The organism is Leeia sp. (assembly GCF_041909055.1).
Taxonomy (GTDB): Bacteria; Pseudomonadota; Gammaproteobacteria; order Burkholderiales; family Leeiaceae; genus Leeia; species Leeia aquatica.
Map to the genome: position 1 here is coordinate 416,056 of NZ_JAYREC010000002.1, position 15,618 is coordinate 431,673.

General features: G+C 60.1%; 14 protein-coding genes, 2 pseudogenes and 1 riboswitch. Of the genes and pseudogenes, 7 read left to right on the plus strand and 9 right to left on the minus strand.

All coding sequences use genetic code 11. From position 1 onward, the window contains the following. Positions 1 to 12 precede the first annotated feature (12 nt). From ACE3O2_RS07805 to ACE3O2_RS07815, 3 genes are all read left to right on the plus strand, one after another. Positions 13 to 1,968, plus strand: a complete 1,956-nt coding sequence (locus ACE3O2_RS07805; protein WP_374336303.1) for a hypothetical protein — start codon at positions 13 to 15, stop codon at positions 1,966 to 1,968. A 146-nt stretch (positions 1,969 to 2,114) separates the two neighbouring features. Next, the gene (gene argF / locus ACE3O2_RS07810) at positions 2,115 to 3,035 is read left to right on the plus strand and encodes an ornithine carbamoyltransferase (RefSeq protein ID WP_374336305.1); all 921 of its coding nucleotides are present in this window, start codon (positions 2,115 to 2,117) and stop codon (positions 3,033 to 3,035) included. A gap of 45 nt (positions 3,036 to 3,080) precedes the next feature. Continuing rightward, positions 3,081 to 4,301 (plus strand): argininosuccinate synthase, encoded by a 1,221-nt coding sequence (locus ACE3O2_RS07815; protein ID WP_374336307.1) that lies wholly within the window; start codon positions 3,081 to 3,083, stop codon positions 4,299 to 4,301. Between the two features lie 66 nt (positions 4,302 to 4,367). On the opposite strand, the gene ACE3O2_RS07820 is transcribed toward ACE3O2_RS07815, so the two are convergent. Then, complete coding sequence (locus tag ACE3O2_RS07820; RefSeq protein ID WP_374336309.1) at positions 4,368 to 5,045, minus strand: hypothetical protein; 678 nt, start codon at positions 5,043 to 5,045, stop codon at positions 4,368 to 4,370. 262 nt (positions 5,046 to 5,307) lie between these two features. Here ACE3O2_RS07820 and ACE3O2_RS07825 point away from each other — a divergent pair, with 262 nt between their 5' ends. Next, the gene (locus ACE3O2_RS07825) at positions 5,308 to 6,798 is read left to right on the plus strand and encodes a porin (RefSeq protein WP_374336311.1); all 1,491 of its coding nucleotides are present in this window, start codon (positions 5,308 to 5,310) and stop codon (positions 6,796 to 6,798) included. Between the two features lie 65 nt (positions 6,799 to 6,863). Beyond that, positions 6,864 to 8,039, plus strand: coding sequence for a murein transglycosylase A (locus ACE3O2_RS07830; RefSeq protein ID WP_374336313.1), 1,176 nt, complete (start codon positions 6,864 to 6,866; stop codon positions 8,037 to 8,039). Here ACE3O2_RS07830 and ACE3O2_RS07835 read toward each other — a convergent pair whose 3' ends face one another. Further along, a complete protein-coding gene (locus ACE3O2_RS07835; protein ID WP_374336315.1) occupies positions 8,040 to 8,168 on the minus strand; it encodes a hypothetical protein in 129 nt (42 codons plus the stop codon). A gap of 54 nt (positions 8,169 to 8,222) precedes the next feature. Further along, on the minus strand, positions 8,223 to 8,771 hold the full coding sequence (locus ACE3O2_RS07840; protein ID WP_374336317.1) for a TetR/AcrR family transcriptional regulator: 549 nt from the start codon (positions 8,769 to 8,771) through the stop codon (positions 8,223 to 8,225). Positions 8,772 to 8,862: 91 nt separating this feature from the next. Here ACE3O2_RS07840 and ACE3O2_RS07845 point away from each other — a divergent pair, with 91 nt between their 5' ends. Then, complete coding sequence (locus ACE3O2_RS07845; protein ID WP_374336319.1) at positions 8,863 to 9,366, plus strand: HPP family protein; 504 nt, start codon at positions 8,863 to 8,865, stop codon at positions 9,364 to 9,366. An 89-nt stretch (positions 9,367 to 9,455) separates the two neighbouring features. Continuing rightward, positions 9,456 to 9,929 carry an SAM-dependent methyltransferase gene (locus ACE3O2_RS07850; RefSeq protein ID WP_374336321.1) on the plus strand — a complete coding sequence of 158 codons (474 nt, stop codon included), beginning with the start codon at positions 9,456 to 9,458 and terminating at the stop codon, positions 9,927 to 9,929. An 82-nt stretch (positions 9,930 to 10,011) separates the two neighbouring features. On the opposite strand, the pseudogene thiE reads toward ACE3O2_RS07850, so the two are convergent. From thiE to thiC, 6 genes and pseudogenes are all read right to left on the minus strand, one after another. Continuing rightward, positions 10,012 to 10,626 (minus strand): annotated as a pseudogene (gene thiE / locus ACE3O2_RS07855) (thiamine phosphate synthase); the annotation flags it as partial. 69 nt (positions 10,627 to 10,695) lie between these two features. After that, positions 10,696 to 11,478 (minus strand): annotated as a pseudogene (gene thiD / locus ACE3O2_RS07860) (bifunctional hydroxymethylpyrimidine kinase/phosphomethylpyrimidine kinase); the annotation flags it as partial. Further along, entirely contained in the window at positions 11,475 to 12,251 is a 777-nt protein-coding gene (locus ACE3O2_RS07865; RefSeq protein ID WP_374336323.1) for a thiazole synthase, read from the minus strand. The pseudogene thiD and the gene ACE3O2_RS07865, both read right to left, overlap by 4 nt. A 3-nt stretch (positions 12,252 to 12,254) precedes the next feature. Further along, a complete protein-coding gene (gene thiS, locus ACE3O2_RS07870) occupies positions 12,255 to 12,464 on the minus strand; it encodes a sulfur carrier protein ThiS (protein WP_374336325.1) in 210 nt (69 codons plus the stop codon). Beyond that, positions 12,461 to 13,501 carry an FAD-dependent oxidoreductase gene (locus tag ACE3O2_RS07875; protein ID WP_374336327.1) on the minus strand — a complete coding sequence of 347 codons (1,041 nt, stop codon included), beginning with the start codon at positions 13,499 to 13,501 and terminating at the stop codon, positions 12,461 to 12,463. Before ACE3O2_RS07875 ends, thiS begins: the two co-directional genes overlap by 4 nt. Beyond that, positions 13,498 to 15,390, minus strand: coding sequence for a phosphomethylpyrimidine synthase ThiC (thiC, locus tag ACE3O2_RS07880; RefSeq protein WP_374336329.1), 1,893 nt, complete (start codon positions 15,388 to 15,390; stop codon positions 13,498 to 13,500). Before thiC ends, ACE3O2_RS07875 begins: the two co-directional genes overlap by 4 nt. 74 nt (positions 15,391 to 15,464) lie before the next feature. Further along, positions 15,465 to 15,575: riboswitch (TPP riboswitch) on the minus strand. Positions 15,576 to 15,618 lie beyond the last annotated feature (43 nt).

Consider the following 15,618-nt stretch of genomic DNA (forward strand, 5'->3'; position numbering starts at 1 on the left):
CATGGCGAGTCCATGCGTGAACAATGGGGTGAGAACACGGTGACAAGCTGCTGGGACATACTGGGAATTGAAGCAACCTCGGACATACGGCTGATCAAGCGTGCCTATGCCAAGTTGCTGAAGGTCAACCGTCCGGAAGACGATGCCGAGGCGTTCCAGCGCCTGCGCGATGCGCATGAGGAAGCGCTGGAGCGTGCAGCGTGGATGCTTGAAGAAGAGGAAGAGGGGCAGGCTGAGCTTGTCGAAAGCGCTACCCAAGAGGCAACTTCGGGGTCACCTGCAACCCCACTGGGCGAAGACTTTATCCGGAACGAGTTTGCGGCCACAGTAGAAAATGGCCTCCCGCCCGTCGATGCAGATGAGCGCATTGAGCCGCACAGTGCTGACAGTACCACCACGCTTGAGCAATGGCATCAGCAAGTGCTTGCCTTGCTGGACCAGCCGGAGGCCTTGCTGCGGGCGCTGAACGAGATCTGGACCGACCCGCGCCTGCAACTCAGCCTGGGGCCGGCGTGGGAGCGCTCGCTGCTGTATCTGTGCGCCCAGCACCCCACCTGCCTGTCATTGCTGCTGGTCGTGGATGCGCATTACGGCTGGCGTGAGGGCCGGTCCGAGTTGCCTTTGCACCATCATCAGGCTTGGGCGGTATTACGCAAGCAATTGCTGCTGTGCGAGGTGGATGGAAAGCTGCGGCACATCCTGAGCCATAATGCCTTCGCTTTCAAGGTGGCTTTGCAAGGCTTGCTCAAGCACACTCCTGCGGGACTGGAAGAGCGGGAGTGGTTGGAGTGCCATGTGGCCGAGGTGCTAAGCCAGCATGAACAGCTACCTCCAGAGATACTGGATACTGCCTTTGTGGTCATGGGCTGGGATCATTATCCATCCCATTTACCCAAAAATAGCCGACAGCAGATTGAGTATCTGCATAGCGTTCGTCGTGACTACAAGCTGAATCTCGAGTACGACTCACTGCTGGAAGAGTGGCGAGCACTCTCGCGGATGCGAAAGCCGTGGGGGGAGATACACCAGCAACAAGTGATGCAAAGCCTGTTTGAGCCTGTTCCCCGCTGGCGCTTGAAGCTGTGGGCTATGCACCATAAAGCCCAACTGTTTGCCGCTGAGCGCCTGTCTGACATTGACCAGCTCCCCGACCCAGTACGCGACCGCTTGAACCAGCGCGGTATTGCGTTCTGGCGTGAGCGGCATGTTCACATGGGAGCCAATCCTGTGATGTCTCTGGCGATTGCCAGTGTGATTTGGTTTTGTGCCCTGATGTCATCCAACAACTTCATGGTGAGTGACTACATTGCAGGTCATATTTCAGGCAAGACTTTGCTTGTAACATGTTTGTTGCTGGCAATACCCCTTGGAGGACTTTCCAATATCCTCGTGCAGCAGGGGATCCAACTTAAGCGAGCATGGAGTAGTCGGCTTTCTGCGTGGGATGAGCTTTGGAGCCATCGTTGGCTAGAACCTTGGTTTCCTTGGGCATACTCTGGGGGATGGCGGTTGTTGCGACCATGGCGTAGTGGTGCGCTCGCGGGTGGGGGCGTGGCATTGTTTATCGCCCTCAAGGAGATTGGCGAGGCTACAGCGGTCACCTTGGTCTCAAGTTTTCTCATGACTGGACTGCTTTGGTGGCTGGGAACAGGTTTGCGTGCAAGATTTCACTTCATGGCCGAGCAGGAACGGCTTGCCGGGCAGGAGGACAAGCAGTCACTACCGTGGTGGGGATTGCTTTTGGTGATTGGTGGATTGCTTGTTTTTGCCAGTAAGACCTCTACCGCATTGTTTGGTGGCGGGAGTGAACACCGACTGGATTTAAACCAATCAGGTAGACCATGGTATGCCAGTGAGGGTGTGGCATGCGAAGAGACAGCCTCCGAACTGCTGGGCGTGAGCTCGCTGCCAGAGGACTATTGCAAGGCTGTTCGTGCAGAAGCTGTAAAGGCTTCCTCCGCTCCGTAGTGTCCACAGCTTGCCCTGATGTCGCATTTTATGAAATAGTTTATATTTTTGCGACATGGGGCGTGTGTCCCGGTTGTGTCATGCCACGGATGTGGCCAATGTTTCCGCTACGGGTGTAGCGGGGTTTCTGGGGAAATGGAGCCGGTATGGCGGTCAAGCACTTCTTGCAGTTCAGCGATTTCACTCTGGATGAACATCAGTACCTGTTCCGACGAACCGCTGAGCTGAAGCGCCGCTGGAAAGCCGGGGAGCTGTATCGCCCGCTGGTGGGCAAGGTGCTGACCATGATCTTCGAGAAAAACTCCACCCGTACCCGGGTGGCGTTTGAAGCGGGGATGGCGCAGCTGGGCGGGCATGCCTTGTTCCTCTCCAATAGCGATTCCCAGCTGGGGCGGGGCGAGCCGATTGAGGATGTGTCGCGCGTGGTGTCGCGCATGACGGACATCGTCATGGTGCGTACCTTTGAGCAGCGTATTGTCGAGCGCTTTGCGTCAGTATCCAAAGTGCCGGTGATCAATGCATTGACCAATGAATTCCACCCCTGCCAGATTCTGGCGGACATCTTTACCTATATCGAGCATCGTGGCTCGATTGAAGGCAAGGTGGTGGCCTGGGTGGGGGATGCCAACAATATTTCCTATACCTGGCGGCAGGCCGCCAAGCTGTTCAACTTCCAGCTGCGCGCTGCAACCCCCAAGGGCTATATGTTCAAGGATGTGGATGGCGCTGCCTATGATGACAAACACTTTGTACAGCTGCACGACCCGCGTGAGGCAGTGGCCGGTGCAGACATCGTGACGACCGATGTGTGTGTGTCGATGGGGTTTGAGCGGGAGTCGCTGCAGCGCAAGGTGGACTTCGAACCGTATGAGGTGACGGCGGAACTGATGTCGCTGGCCCGCAAGGACGCGCTCTTCATGCACTGCCTGCCGGCACACCGCGGTGAGGAGGTGTCTGCCGAGGTGCTGGATGGCCCGCAAAGCGTGGTGTGGGATGAGGCGGAGAACCGCATGCATACGCAGAAGGCCCTGATGGAGTATCTGCTGCTGGGTCAGGTGAATGATTGAGGTGGCGCGTAGCGCCACCGGGTATTGATGCACGAAAGGTAGAACATGTCTGACGTAAAAAAAGTGGTACTGGCGTACTCCGGCGGTCTGGATACCTCGGTGATTCTGAAGTGGCTGCAGGATACGTATCAGTGTGAAGTGGTGACCTTTACCGCTGACATTGGCCAGGGTGAAGAGCTGGAGCCCGCCCGCAAGAAGGCGGAGATGTTTGGTGTCAAGCAGATCTTCATTGATGATTTGCGTGAAGAGTTCGTGCGGGATTTTGTGTTCCCCATGTTCCGTGCCAACACCATTTATGAGGGTGAGTACCTGCTGGGGACCTCGATTGCCCGCCCGCTGATCGCCAAGCGTCAGATTGAGATTGCCAACCAGGTGGGGGCGGATGCGGTGTCCCACGGTGCCACCGGCAAGGGCAACGACCAGGTTCGCTTTGAACTGGGCTACTACGCCTTGAAGCCGGATGTGAAAGTGGTCGCACCGTGGCGTGAGTGGGACTTGCTGTCCCGTGAGAAGCTGCTGACCTATGCTGAAAAAGCGGGCATTCCGATTGACATGAAGCACAAGCAAGGTGGCGCACCCTACTCAATGGATGCCAACCTGCTGCACATCAGCTTTGAAGGTCGCCATCTGGAAAACCCGAGCGCCGAGGCGGAAGAAGCCATGTGGCGCTGGACGGTGAGTCCGGAAGCGGCGCCGGATGCGGCAGAATATCTGGATGTGGAATTCGAGCGCGGTGACATTGTGGCGCTGAACGGCCAGCGCATGGGCCCGGCCCAGGTGCTGACCGAATTGAACCGTCTGGGTGGCAAGCACGGCATTGGTCGTCTGGACCTGGTGGAAAACCGCTATGTTGGCATGAAGTCCCGCGGTTGCTACGAAACCCCGGGCGGTACCATCATGCTGCGGGCGCACCGTGCCATTGAATCCATCACGCTGGACCGTGAAGTGGCGCATTTGAAAGATGACCTGATGCCGCGTTACGCCAGCCTGATTTACAACGGCTACTGGTGGGCACCGGAGCGCAAGGCGCTGCAGGTGTTGATCGACCACACCCAGCAGACCGTCAATGGCTGGGTACGCCTCAAGCTGTACAAGGGCAATGTGATCGTGGTCAGCCGGGATTCGAAGAGCAACTCGCTGTTTGACATGAACATTGCCACCTTTGATGATGATGGCGGTGCTTACAATCAAGCCGACGCAGGTGGCTTCATCAAACTGAACGCCTTGCGCATGCGCATTGCTTCGCGCTTGAACAGCAAACGCTGATTGGGCAACGGGTCTGCCCAAGCAAAACGCCACCGCAAGGTGGCGTTTTTGTTTAGCCCGTACTGATCACTGAACGGGTGACAGCTGCACCAGCCCGCTGCGGCACAAGGCTTTGCGCGGAGCCGGGCGAGAAGGGCGGGGATTGCCCATGTCCAGCTGCAGCTGCTGCACTTGCCCGGCCTGCAGCTGCAATCGGATCTCAGTCAGTTGCTGCTGCTCGCACAGAAACTCCACGCTGTTGCGCTGGCTATTCAGTTCACGTGCGGCATTTTGCAAGCTTTGCAAGGGAATGGTTTGTCCTTGCTGCTGCCGCAACAAAGTGGCCAGGCGAGATTGCTGCACCTGCTCGGTCAGCCGTATGGCTTGACGGAAATAGGTATCTGCATCCGTGCCGGCGCAGCTGCCATGACGGGTCCACTCATGGCGGTCCAGATAGGACAGCACGCCCGGCATGACCTGCGCCAATCGAGCCTGGGTGTCGGCTTGCGTGGCGGGCTGAGGCAGCGCGTCCCAGCGATGCTGGCGATCGTTGGCAATGGCCTCAGCGGGTATCTGGCAATACTCGTTCTGCTGCGGCCACAACCCGTGCAAGGTCAGCGGGTGACGTGCTGCTGTAGCGGGGCATTCCGGCTTGTCGGTGTGCGTAGCACAGAAACGGGGCTGCCAGCTCAACGCCAGTACATACTCCCCAGCCGATGCAGACAGGCTGAACAGCAGGGTCAGCAGCATACCGAAGTAACGCATCGGAACTCCTTCTATAGGTCAGTTTCTCCCTCACTATACCGACACGCCATGATGGCTGCATGACAGATATGTGAATTGGCATTCATGTGTGCTGCATGACTTTGTATGCTAAGTAAAATCATGGGGTTGCAGCCCCGCAACACCGTGAATCAGCATTTACTTTTTTTTACCAAAGCGCTTGATTGGTGAACCTGCGTTCGGCAGAATCAAATCGACCCCTACATCAGTTAGTGGCAAGCAGTCCGATAACGAAGGAGATACGATGAAACACAGCAAGATTGCTTTGGCAGTGTTCGGCGCATGCGCCAGCCTGTCTGTCTTGGCAGACAGCTCAAATGTAGAGATTTACGGCAAAATCAATACCAGCGTTGAAAGCATCGGTGCCAATGGTGCCAGTCCGGGTTTGCAATACACGGGTTTTGTGGTTCAACCTGGTTCCGGTACTTCCGTGACGGCAAGCCCGGTTACCATCGGCGGGCAAAGCACGGCATCCCGCATCCGGGTGACAGATAATGCTTCTTATCTGGGCTTCAAAGGGCGGGAAGATTTGGGGGATGGCCTGGAAGCCATCTGGCAGATTGAATCTGCCATCAGCCCGGATGGCACGGGTGAAGGTACCAACAACATTGACTCTGATGGCACGCGTACCAGTAACTCTTCGACCAAGCTGGGGAGCTCTACCACCTTCGTCGGTCTGAAGTCGGATGACTTTGGCCAGGTCCGTTTGGGCCACCTGCCGGTTTACTACCACGAACATCTTTTTGTGGCGGACTTGGCTGGCGGGAAGTCTTCCATTGCCATGACGACCATGGGCTTGTTCAATAACCCGGGTGAGCAGTTCCTGACCTTCCTGGCACCAGTGTCCACGACCGGGGCGGGTGGTTCATCGGTTTATCTGGGCGGGCGCATGGATAACGTGCTGGAGTACACCACACCCAAGTTCAGTGGCTTCCAGTTCCGTGCTTTGTATGCCACCAAGGAAAACAAGGATGCAAAAGGCCTGGATGATTACACCTGGGCACTGCATGGTGGCTATAACAGCGGCCCGTTTGCCATGGGGCTGGACTACATCGAGCGGCACGATGGTCCTACCGTGATCACTGGTAATGCACTGGAGCCTGGCACCGCAGCCAGTGGCTCGCTGGGTTCCATCCTGGGTAGCAGCCTGGCGTCCGCCGGGGTAAAGCTGCCGCTGGATCCGAACGGTACGGCCATCAGCCCATCCGTGCTGAATGGTTCCAAGCTGGGGGCGGGTAATCACTCCAAGCAGACCGGTATCAAGCTGTCGATGAGCTACCTGTTTGATGGTTCTACTCGCATTGGCTTCATCGTTGAGCGCATCAAGTATAACGCCAGCCCGAATGCAGCATTGCAGCAGGCTGTGAATACGTCGCGTTTGCTTGGCAAGGAAGTCAACCTGTCGCCATCGCGTACAGCCTGGGCGATTACGGCTAGCCATACCTGGGGCAAGAACAACGTGTTTGCGACCTATGGTCGTGCGGGCAACCTGTCCAGCACCAAGGATACGGGTACCCAGTACCTGGGCTTGGCCTACGCGTATGATCTGTCCAAGCGTACTACGCTGTATGCATCGTACTCGCAGTTCAAAAACAAGCAGAACGCCGCATACAACTTCTTCATCAACGGTCGCGCACCGGGTGTGGATTACAGCGGCAACAACAGCAGCACCTTCACCACCGCCCGTGGTTCTGACCCGCGCAGCATCCAGATCGGTATCCAGCATACCTTCTGATCGCGGTTAGGGTTAGAATGAACAAGGCACGCTTCGGCGTGCCTTGTTTGTTTTGAGGAGGTGTGATGCGAGGGTGGGGTGCGGTACTGGTATTGAGTGCGTTTCTGCTGGCGTGCAGCGCGCTGCCACAGGGCGAGCGGGATAAACCCGTTGTAACGCCCAAACCTGTGAGTGAGCCCACGGCTCCGCAGGGTATTCGCTGGCAAGCGGTGCCGTGGCCTGTAGCTGCAGGGCAGCTGGAGACGGCAGGCCTGCAACAGGCTTGGCAGCTTAATTGCCAGGGGGGCAGCAAACTGCACGAAGCCTTGCGGGCAGCCTGCCAGCAATGGCCGGTGCTACCGCTTTCTGTATTGCAAGACCCAGCTCGCTTCACCCTGTACCAGGTCAGCAGCATCGAGGGGCAGGCGGAGGGCATGCTGACCGGCTACTATGAGCCTCTGCTGCAAGGCAGTAGTAGCCAAACCACCCGCTTTCGTTATCCAGTGTATGGCACACCGAAAGACCTGCTGACGGTTGATTTGGGGGCCTTGTACCCCACGCTCAAAGGCAATCGCATTCGTGGGCGACTGGAGGGCAAGCGGGTGCTGCCTTACTTGAGCCGTGCCGAGATCGATGCAGGCAAACTGCCTGCCGATACCCCGATTCTGGCCTGGGTGGACGATCCGGTGGATTTGTTCTTTTTGCACGTACAAGGGTCGGGGCGTATCCAGCTGGCGCAAGGCGGGCAACTGCGTCTGGGTTATGCCGAGCAGAATGGCCACCCCTACGTGTCGATTGGCCGCGAGCTGGTGCAGCGTGGCGAGATGACCGCCGCCAGTGCCTCGATGCAGGGCATCAAGCAATGGGCACAGCGTAATCCGGACCGGGTGGCTGCGCTGTTGGGCAGCAACCCCAGCTATGTGTTCTTCAAGCCCATGCCGAGCAGTAACGATGGCCCGCTGGGTAGCCTGGGCGTGCCGCTGACGGCGGGCTACAGTATCGCGGTTGATCCGCAAAGCATCCCGCTGGGTACGCCAGTGCTGCTGTCCACCCGCTTGCCGGGTTTGGAGCAGCCGGTGTGGCGCCTGGTGCTGGCGCAGGATACTGGCGGCGCCATCCGCGGCACGGTTCGGGCTGACCTGTTCACCGGCTTTGGCGAGGCTGCAGGTGAACTGGCGGGCAAGATGCGCCAGCCCTTGCAGTACTGGGTTGTATGGCCTGCAGGGGTTGCACTGCCTGCCAGCGTGACCGCCATTCCCTGACTACGGTTGCTGCGGGTTCAGGCTGCCGACTACAGCAGCAACCAGTCGATCCATGCCCGGCAAGAGCCCATCCGAGTGGTGTGCCGCGCCAAGCTTGACGATCACCAGCTGGCGGGAGGGGATGACCAACTCCCTAAGTACCGTGGTGCTGCTGACTGGCGAGGCTGATCCATCCCGGCGCAATCATGACGTGCTACCGAGCAGTGCATGCACGTCCTGCAGTAGCGCAGGCAAAGGCTCGCCACTTTGTGCGCGAACGATGGCCCCATCCACCACCAAGGCTGCACGCTGGGCCCAGAGGGCAGCGGACGTGCCTGCGTGCAAGGCGGCTAACTGCTGGATCATGTCCTGCTTGTGGGCACGGCAGCATGCCGTTACTTCGGGCCACTCATGCGCCAGCTCCGTCACGGCGTTGATGAAGGCGCAACCCCGGAAATCTGGTGCGGTAAACCATTCCTGCATGGTGTGAGTCAGGCAGGTTGCGGGCGAGACAGCGGGGCCACCATGGCGCAGCAAGGCGGCATCCAGCCAGTTCATCCACAACTGATGGCGGTAATCAAGGTAGGCCATCACCAGCGCCTGCTTGCTGGGAAAATGACGATAGAGGGTGACCTTGGTGACGCCGGCAGCGGCAATGACGCGGTCGACCCCGGTTGCACGGATGCCTTGTTGATAGAACAAGTCGTGCGCGGCAGTCAGGATGCGCTCGCGGGCGCTGAGGGAAGCGATCATGATGCGTAGATTGTAGACGAACCTGTCTACTTGTTGTTAGACTTGAATTAAGTAGACAGATCTGTCTACACAATGTGGATAGGAAAGATCGATGTTCTGGAGCAAACTGAAGGGAGAGGGTGCCAGTCGGCCACCACGGCCGGCATGGCGTAGCATTCTGCTAGGCGGGGCAGGTGGAGCGTTAACCATTCTGCTGCTTGGCCATATTGGTCAGTGGGGGCACTGGAGCTTGCTACTGGGGTCGTTTGGCGCAACATGCGTGCTGGTGTTTGGCTATCCGGATCTGCCGTTCTCGCAGCCTCGCCATGTGCTTGCCGGGCATGTGCTCAGCTCGCTGGTAGGCTTGCTGTGCCTGCATCTGCTGGGGCCATCGCTATGGGCTGCAGCGCTGGCGGTGGCGCTGGCCATCATGCTGATGATGGTTCTGAACGTTGTGCACCCACCTGCGGGCTCCAATCCGGTGATTGTTTTTCTGACCCAGCCAGGCTGGTCTTTCCTGCTGACGCCGACAGCGGCAGGGGCCGCACTGCTGCTCGTACTGGCGGTGCTGTACCACAATCTGACTCGCAAGGCCGCTTACCCCAAGTACTGGTGATGCTTTAAAAACTGTACGTTATGGTCACTTGCGCTCAGGGCTGAAGCCGAGGTTCAATAAGAGGCACTCAGTCCAGTCTGGAGAAAAGCATGGAAGTGACCGTCCGAGCCATTGGCTATGTTGAAGGCATTCGCCCGCACGCCGAGGATGATTTCTGGGGGGGCGAAGAAGCGGTCATCAGCCTGACGGAAGGCTATAGCGCCGAGGCGTTGCAAGGGCTGGACGGCTTTTCACATGTGGAAGTACTGTTTTTGTTCCACGAAGTGGACCCAGCCAAGATCGTGCATGGCGCGCGCCACCCCCGCAACAACCCGGAATGGCCTGCGGTGGGGATTTTTGCCCAGCGTGGCAAAAACCGCCCCAATCGCATCGGCAGCACCATCTGCCGTGTGATCCGGCTTGAAGGTACGCGGCTGGTGGTCGCCGAGCTGGACGCCATCAACGGTACGCCGGTGCTGGACCTCAAGCCGGTGATGCGGGAGTTTCTGCCCAGGCAAGCCGTGCAGCAGCCCGCCTGGACTCATGAGCTGATGCGGGAATACTGGCTTACCCGCGAGCGCTGAGCGTACTGCCACCGGGCAAGCAGGGGTTTGCCCACGCTGGCAGTGGCTGCTGCATATCAGGTTGTGCCGCCTGGATGGCCTGCTGCAACCGCTGGATGGCTGCTTCAGGTTCGCGCGACTCGGTTACCGCGCGAATCAGGGCGACACCCGCCGCCCCGGCCTGCCGTGCCGCTGCAATATTGCTGCTGTCCAGTCCGCCGACGGCGACCACCGGCAGCGACAATAACTGGCACCAGTAGTACAGATTGTGCAGCCCCTGCGCCTGCCAGGGCATCTGCTTGCTGGTGGTCGGGAACACCGGGCCACAGGCCAGATAGCTGGGCTGGATGGGCAAGGCCCGGCAAACTTCCCAATAACTATGGCTACTGAGGCCCAGGCGCAGGCCTGCAGCAGCAAGGCGAGGCAGATCGGCTTGCATCAGGTCTTCCTGCCCCAGGTGTACACCGTAAGCACCTTCCTCCAGCGCCAGCTGCCAATGGTCATTGATGAACAGCTGCGCCCCTGCTGCTGCTGCAAGCTGCACGCTGGTACGTATTGCGGATCGTAATCGCTCGGTACTCTGGTTTTTGATGCGCAACTGCACCGTCCGCACCCCGGCACGCAATACACGGGCGACCCAGTCGGCACTGTCCACAATCACATACAGCCCAAGGTCCGGATTGCGGAGGCGGGGGAAGGCTTGCACGGGTGCGGGCATGACCTGTGACGTCAGCACGGGCAAATGGCCGGGGTGCTGCGCAAAGCCGGGGCTGAGGTGCACCGGCCCACGACCGCTCCCGGCGGCATAGCTGTGTTGCAGCCCTTGTTGCACCGCCATTTTGGCCAGTATGACGGCATCGGCCGCAGGGTGGCCGTGCGCCAGGGCCGCAGCGATGGCGGAGGCAAAGCTGCATCCGCTGCCATGGCTATGAGGGGTGTCTACCCGCGGCAGGCTGAGCCAGCCCTGGGCCTGAGGGGAGAGCAGGTAATCTTGACTCTGGCTGCCCGCGCAGTCTCCCCCAGTAATCACCACCGTTTGCTGCGGATGGTACTGCAAGCGCCGGGCGCAGGCTTCAACATCATGGTCAGTGTGCAGCGGGGACATACCGGCCAGGCGGGCTGCCTCTTGCCGGTTGGGAGTCAGGACACTGGCGGTAGGCAGCAAGTGCGACCGGTACGCCTGCAGCAGCGCATCGTCGGCAAAGCTGTAGCCGCTACTGGCTGCCAGCACGGGGTCGACCACCAAGGGCAGCACGCCATGCTGTTGGCGCAGACGTTCAATCCATTCCACGATGCATGCCAGATGCGCAGCGTTGCCCAGCATGCCGGTCTTGATGGCACGTGGCGGCAGGTCTTCTGCCAGCGCCTGCCATTGTGCGTTCAGCATGGCTGGGCTGACCGTTTCGACCCGCTGCACGCGGGTGGAATTCTGTGCGGTGAGTGCGGTGATCACACTGGCGCCGTGGCAATGCAGGGCATCAATCGCCCGCAGGTCGGCCTGGATGCCGGCACCGCCACCGCTATCACTACCGGCAATGGTCCAGACGATGGGGCGGTAGGGGATGTTCATAATAGCAAAGGGTTCCCGGTGACAGGGGTGGTAGCGACAGCCATTGGCTGGCAGGGCATGATGCCCGCCTCCCAGGCCAGCCGCCCGGATTCGATGGCCAGCCGGAAGGCCTGGGCCATGCGCACCGGGTCTGGTGAGTGCGCTACTGCAGAATTGAGCAATACTGCGTCAAAGCCCAGCTCCATGGCTTGCACAGCATGGGCCGGGGTGCCAATACCCGCATCAACCACCAGAAAGACGTCGGGCAGGCGCGCGCGCAAGGTACGCAGTGCCCACGGATTGAGCAAGCCCTGGCCAGAGCCGATGGGGGCACCCCATGGCATCAGCACCTTGCAGCCTGCATCGACCAGTCGCTGGCAGCTCACCAGATCATCGGTGCAATAGGGGAAGACCTCAAAGCCATCGGCCAGTAATTGCCGGGTGGCTTCGAGCAATTCCACCGGATCCGGTTGCAGCGTGTAGTCGTCGCCCACTACTTCCAGCTTGATCCAGTGGGTATTGAACAGTTCCCGGGCCATGTGTGCCAGCGTGATGGCTTCCCTAGCGGTGCGGCAGCCCGCCGTGTTTGGCAGGAGTCGCGCGCCACTGTGCTGGATGATCCGGTAGAAATCACTGGGCAGGTTGCCGGGCTGCAACTGTCGCCGCAGGCTGACGGTCACCAGCTCACTGCCCGCCGCTGCGATGGTTTGCTGCAGGATCAGCGGGGAAGGGTAAGCGGCGGTGCCGAGGAAGAAGCGGCTACGCAGGGTTTGCCCGGCCAGGGTATAGGACATGGCTTAACCTCCGACGATGGGCTGAAAGGTCAGCACCACATCGTGTGCCTGCAGCGTGTGGTGGGCGCGTTGGGCACGTGGGACAAACTGGCCGTTGACGGCGGTAGCGACGCTGTCGGCGGCAATGTCGAGCCGTTCCAGCAGCATCAGCAGGGTCAATGGGGCGGGTAGTTCCACCGGCTGATCGTTGAGGTGCAGGCGTATCGTGCTCATGCAGCATGCTCCTGGGCCAGATGCGTGATGGCTTGCTCCACCAGCGCGGGCGCCAGCAGCCAGCCGTGGCGAAACAGGCCGTTGATGTGGGTCAGCCCAGCCTGCTGCTGCAATACCGGCAGATTGTCCGGCAGCGCCGGGCGCAGGTGGCTGTGTGCCGCAATCACCCGAGCTTCCGCCAGTGCCGGGATGACACTGTGGGCGGCACTCAGCAGCTCTACGGTGCTGCGTAGCGAGGGTGGGGAGCGGTCTTCACTCTCCAGTTCACTGGCCCCCACCATAATGTGTTCACCGGCACGAGGCACCAGATAGACGCGGTAGCGCGGATGCAGCAAGCGCAAGGGGCGTGTCAGCACCACCCCCGGGGCATGCAGGGTGAAAATCTCCCCTCGCACGCCGCGCAAGGGCAGGTCTGTGCGTGCACCCAGGCCACGGGTATCGAATACCCAGTCAAACTGGCGTGTCTCGTGTTCAAGCTGGACTTGCCCTGGCTTTGTAGCGTGCACTGTACAGCCCCAGTGGGCGTGTGCACCATGCTGCTGAGCATCCGCCCACAGCGACTGCATGGCCAGCGTGGGGTGCAGGTAACCTTCGGTGGACAGCGGCCAGCCCATTAGCTGCGGTGCCAGCGCAGGCTCCAGCGCATGCAGCTCAGTTTTGCTGAGGGTAGGAGGGGTCTGCCAGTCCGGGGCTTTGTGCTTGAGTTGCTGCAAGATGCGTTCTGCACTGCCCCTATCTTGCGGGAACGCCAGCAGCAGGCTGCCTTCCACCGCGAAGGGAACCGCTTGGGAGAGTGCCGGCAGCCAGCTTGACCACAAGGCCAGAGAGCGCATGCCTAGCGTGTAGACCTCGTGATTGCCGCATTCCAGCTCGGCCAGCGGGCTGAGCATGCCGGCGGCCACCCAGCCGGTGGCCAAAGGTGCATCGGCGTGCGGGGCCGCATCGAATACCTCGACCTGCTGACCGTTCCGTGCCAGACGGCTGGCCAGCAGCCGCCCCAGCACCCCCGCGCCGACGATGCCAACGCGCAGGCTCATGCCTGCTGCTCCGGCACATACAGTTCACTGCCGCGCTGGCGGAATTCTACCGACTTCGCCTGCATGCCTTGCTGCACCGTCTCCGCTGTCGCCTGCGATTGCTGTCCCGCGTACTCGCGCACTTCCTGACTGATTTTCATCGAGCAGAATTTGGGGCCGCACATGGAGCAGAAGTGGGCCACTTTGGCGCCTTCCGCCGGTAGCGTTTCATCATGAAAGCTGCGTGCGGTTTCCGGGTCCAGTGACAGATTGAACTGGTCCTGCCAGCGAAATTCAAACCGTGCTTTGGACAAGGCTTCATCGCGGAAGCGGGCCGTGGGGTGCCCTTTGGCCAGGTCTGCAGCATGTGCTGCAATCTTGTAGGCGATGATGCCTTGCCGAACATCATCCCGGTCCGGCAGACCCAGGTGTTCCTTGGGGGTGACGTAACACAGCATGGCGGTACCTTGCCAGGCGATCATCGCAGCACCAATGGCGCTGCTGATATGGTCGTAACCGGGGGAAATGTCCGTGGTGAGCGGTCCCAGGGTGTAGAACGGCGCTTCGTGGCAGTGTTTGAGCTGTTCGTCCATATTGGCCTGGATCATGTGCATCGGCACATGGCCCGGTCCTTCCACCATGGTCTGCACATCGTGCTTCCAGGCCAGGTGGGTCAATTCACCCAGCGTGTGCAGCTCGGCAAACTGGGCCTCGTCATTGGCGTCGGCACCAGAGCCGGGCCGCAGGCCATCGCCCAGCGAGAAGCTGACATCGTATTGCTTCATGATGTCGCAGATGTCCTCGAAATGGCTGTAGAGGAAGTTTTCCTGATGGTGTGCAATGCACCACTTCGCCATGATGGAACCGCCGCGAGACACAATACCGGTACGCCGCCCGACGGTAAGCGGAATGTAGGCCAGACGCAGCCCGGCATGAATGGTGAAGTAATCCACCCCTTGTTCGGCTTGCTCGATCAAGGTGTCGCGGAACAGCGGCCAGCTGAGGTCTTCGGCAATCCCCCCCACCTTTTCCAGTGCTTGATACAGCGGCACGGTACCAATCGGCACCGGCGAGTTGCGGATGATCCAGTCACGGGTGGTGTGGATGTGCTTGCCGGTGGAGAGGTCCATCACCGTATCGGCCCCCCAGCGGATGGACCACACCAGCTTTTCGACTTCTTCCTCAATGCTGGAGGTCACTGCGGAATTGCCGATGTTGGCGTTGACCTTGACCAGAAAATTCCGGCCAATGATCATCGGTTCCAGCTCGGTATGGTTGATATTGGCCGGGATGATGGCGCGGCCACGCGCTACTTCGTCCCGCACGAATTCAGGGGTGATCTCGCCGGGCAGTACAAAGCCCATGCCTTGCGGGGCCAGCCTTTGCTGGCGGGGCAGGTTGGCCTGGTATGGCTGCAACCACGCCCGTTTACCGTTCTCCCGCAGCGCCACGTACTCCATCTCGGGGGTGATGATGCCGCGACGGGCATAGTGCAGCTGGGTGACATTGCGGCCGCTACGCGCCCGGCGGGGTTGCCGTTGCAGGCCCGCCGTTTCTTGCCGTAAGAGTTGCAGGCGCACGGCGTCAGCATCACGGCTGCCATCGTCCAGGCTTTGCAAGGGACGGCCCGCATAGGCTTCGCTGTCTCCGCGTGCTTCTAGCCAGGCAAGACGAGGGCTGGGCAGGCCCTGGCGGATGTCGATCCGGCTATCGGGGTCGGTATAGGGGCCGGAGGTGTCGTACAAGGCGACCTGCTCACCATTGCTGAGTGCAACTTCGCGCAACGGTACGCGCAAGTCCGGGTAATGCTGGCCGCTGAGCCAGCCTTTGCGTGAAGCAGGCAGCGGTGTCGTGGTGAGGGTTTGCAGCTGATCGAAAGCCAGGGCTTCCGGATTGCGAGGGGCGTTCATGCGGACCATCCTTTCAAGGCAACGAGGACGGTTGCACCGAAAGGAAGGCCGGACGCAGGCCGGGCGAGGCCTGGCCGATATCCGTGTGCTCTTCTTACGTCGGTACGAACCGATTCAAGTTCACGGGTTCGGCAGATGCCATCTCAGCGAACAGCCATTGGCTGCCCGCACCCCGGAGCGCCGACCACTCTAAGTCAAAGCGCGCCGGGATGTCAACGCAGGCGAGGC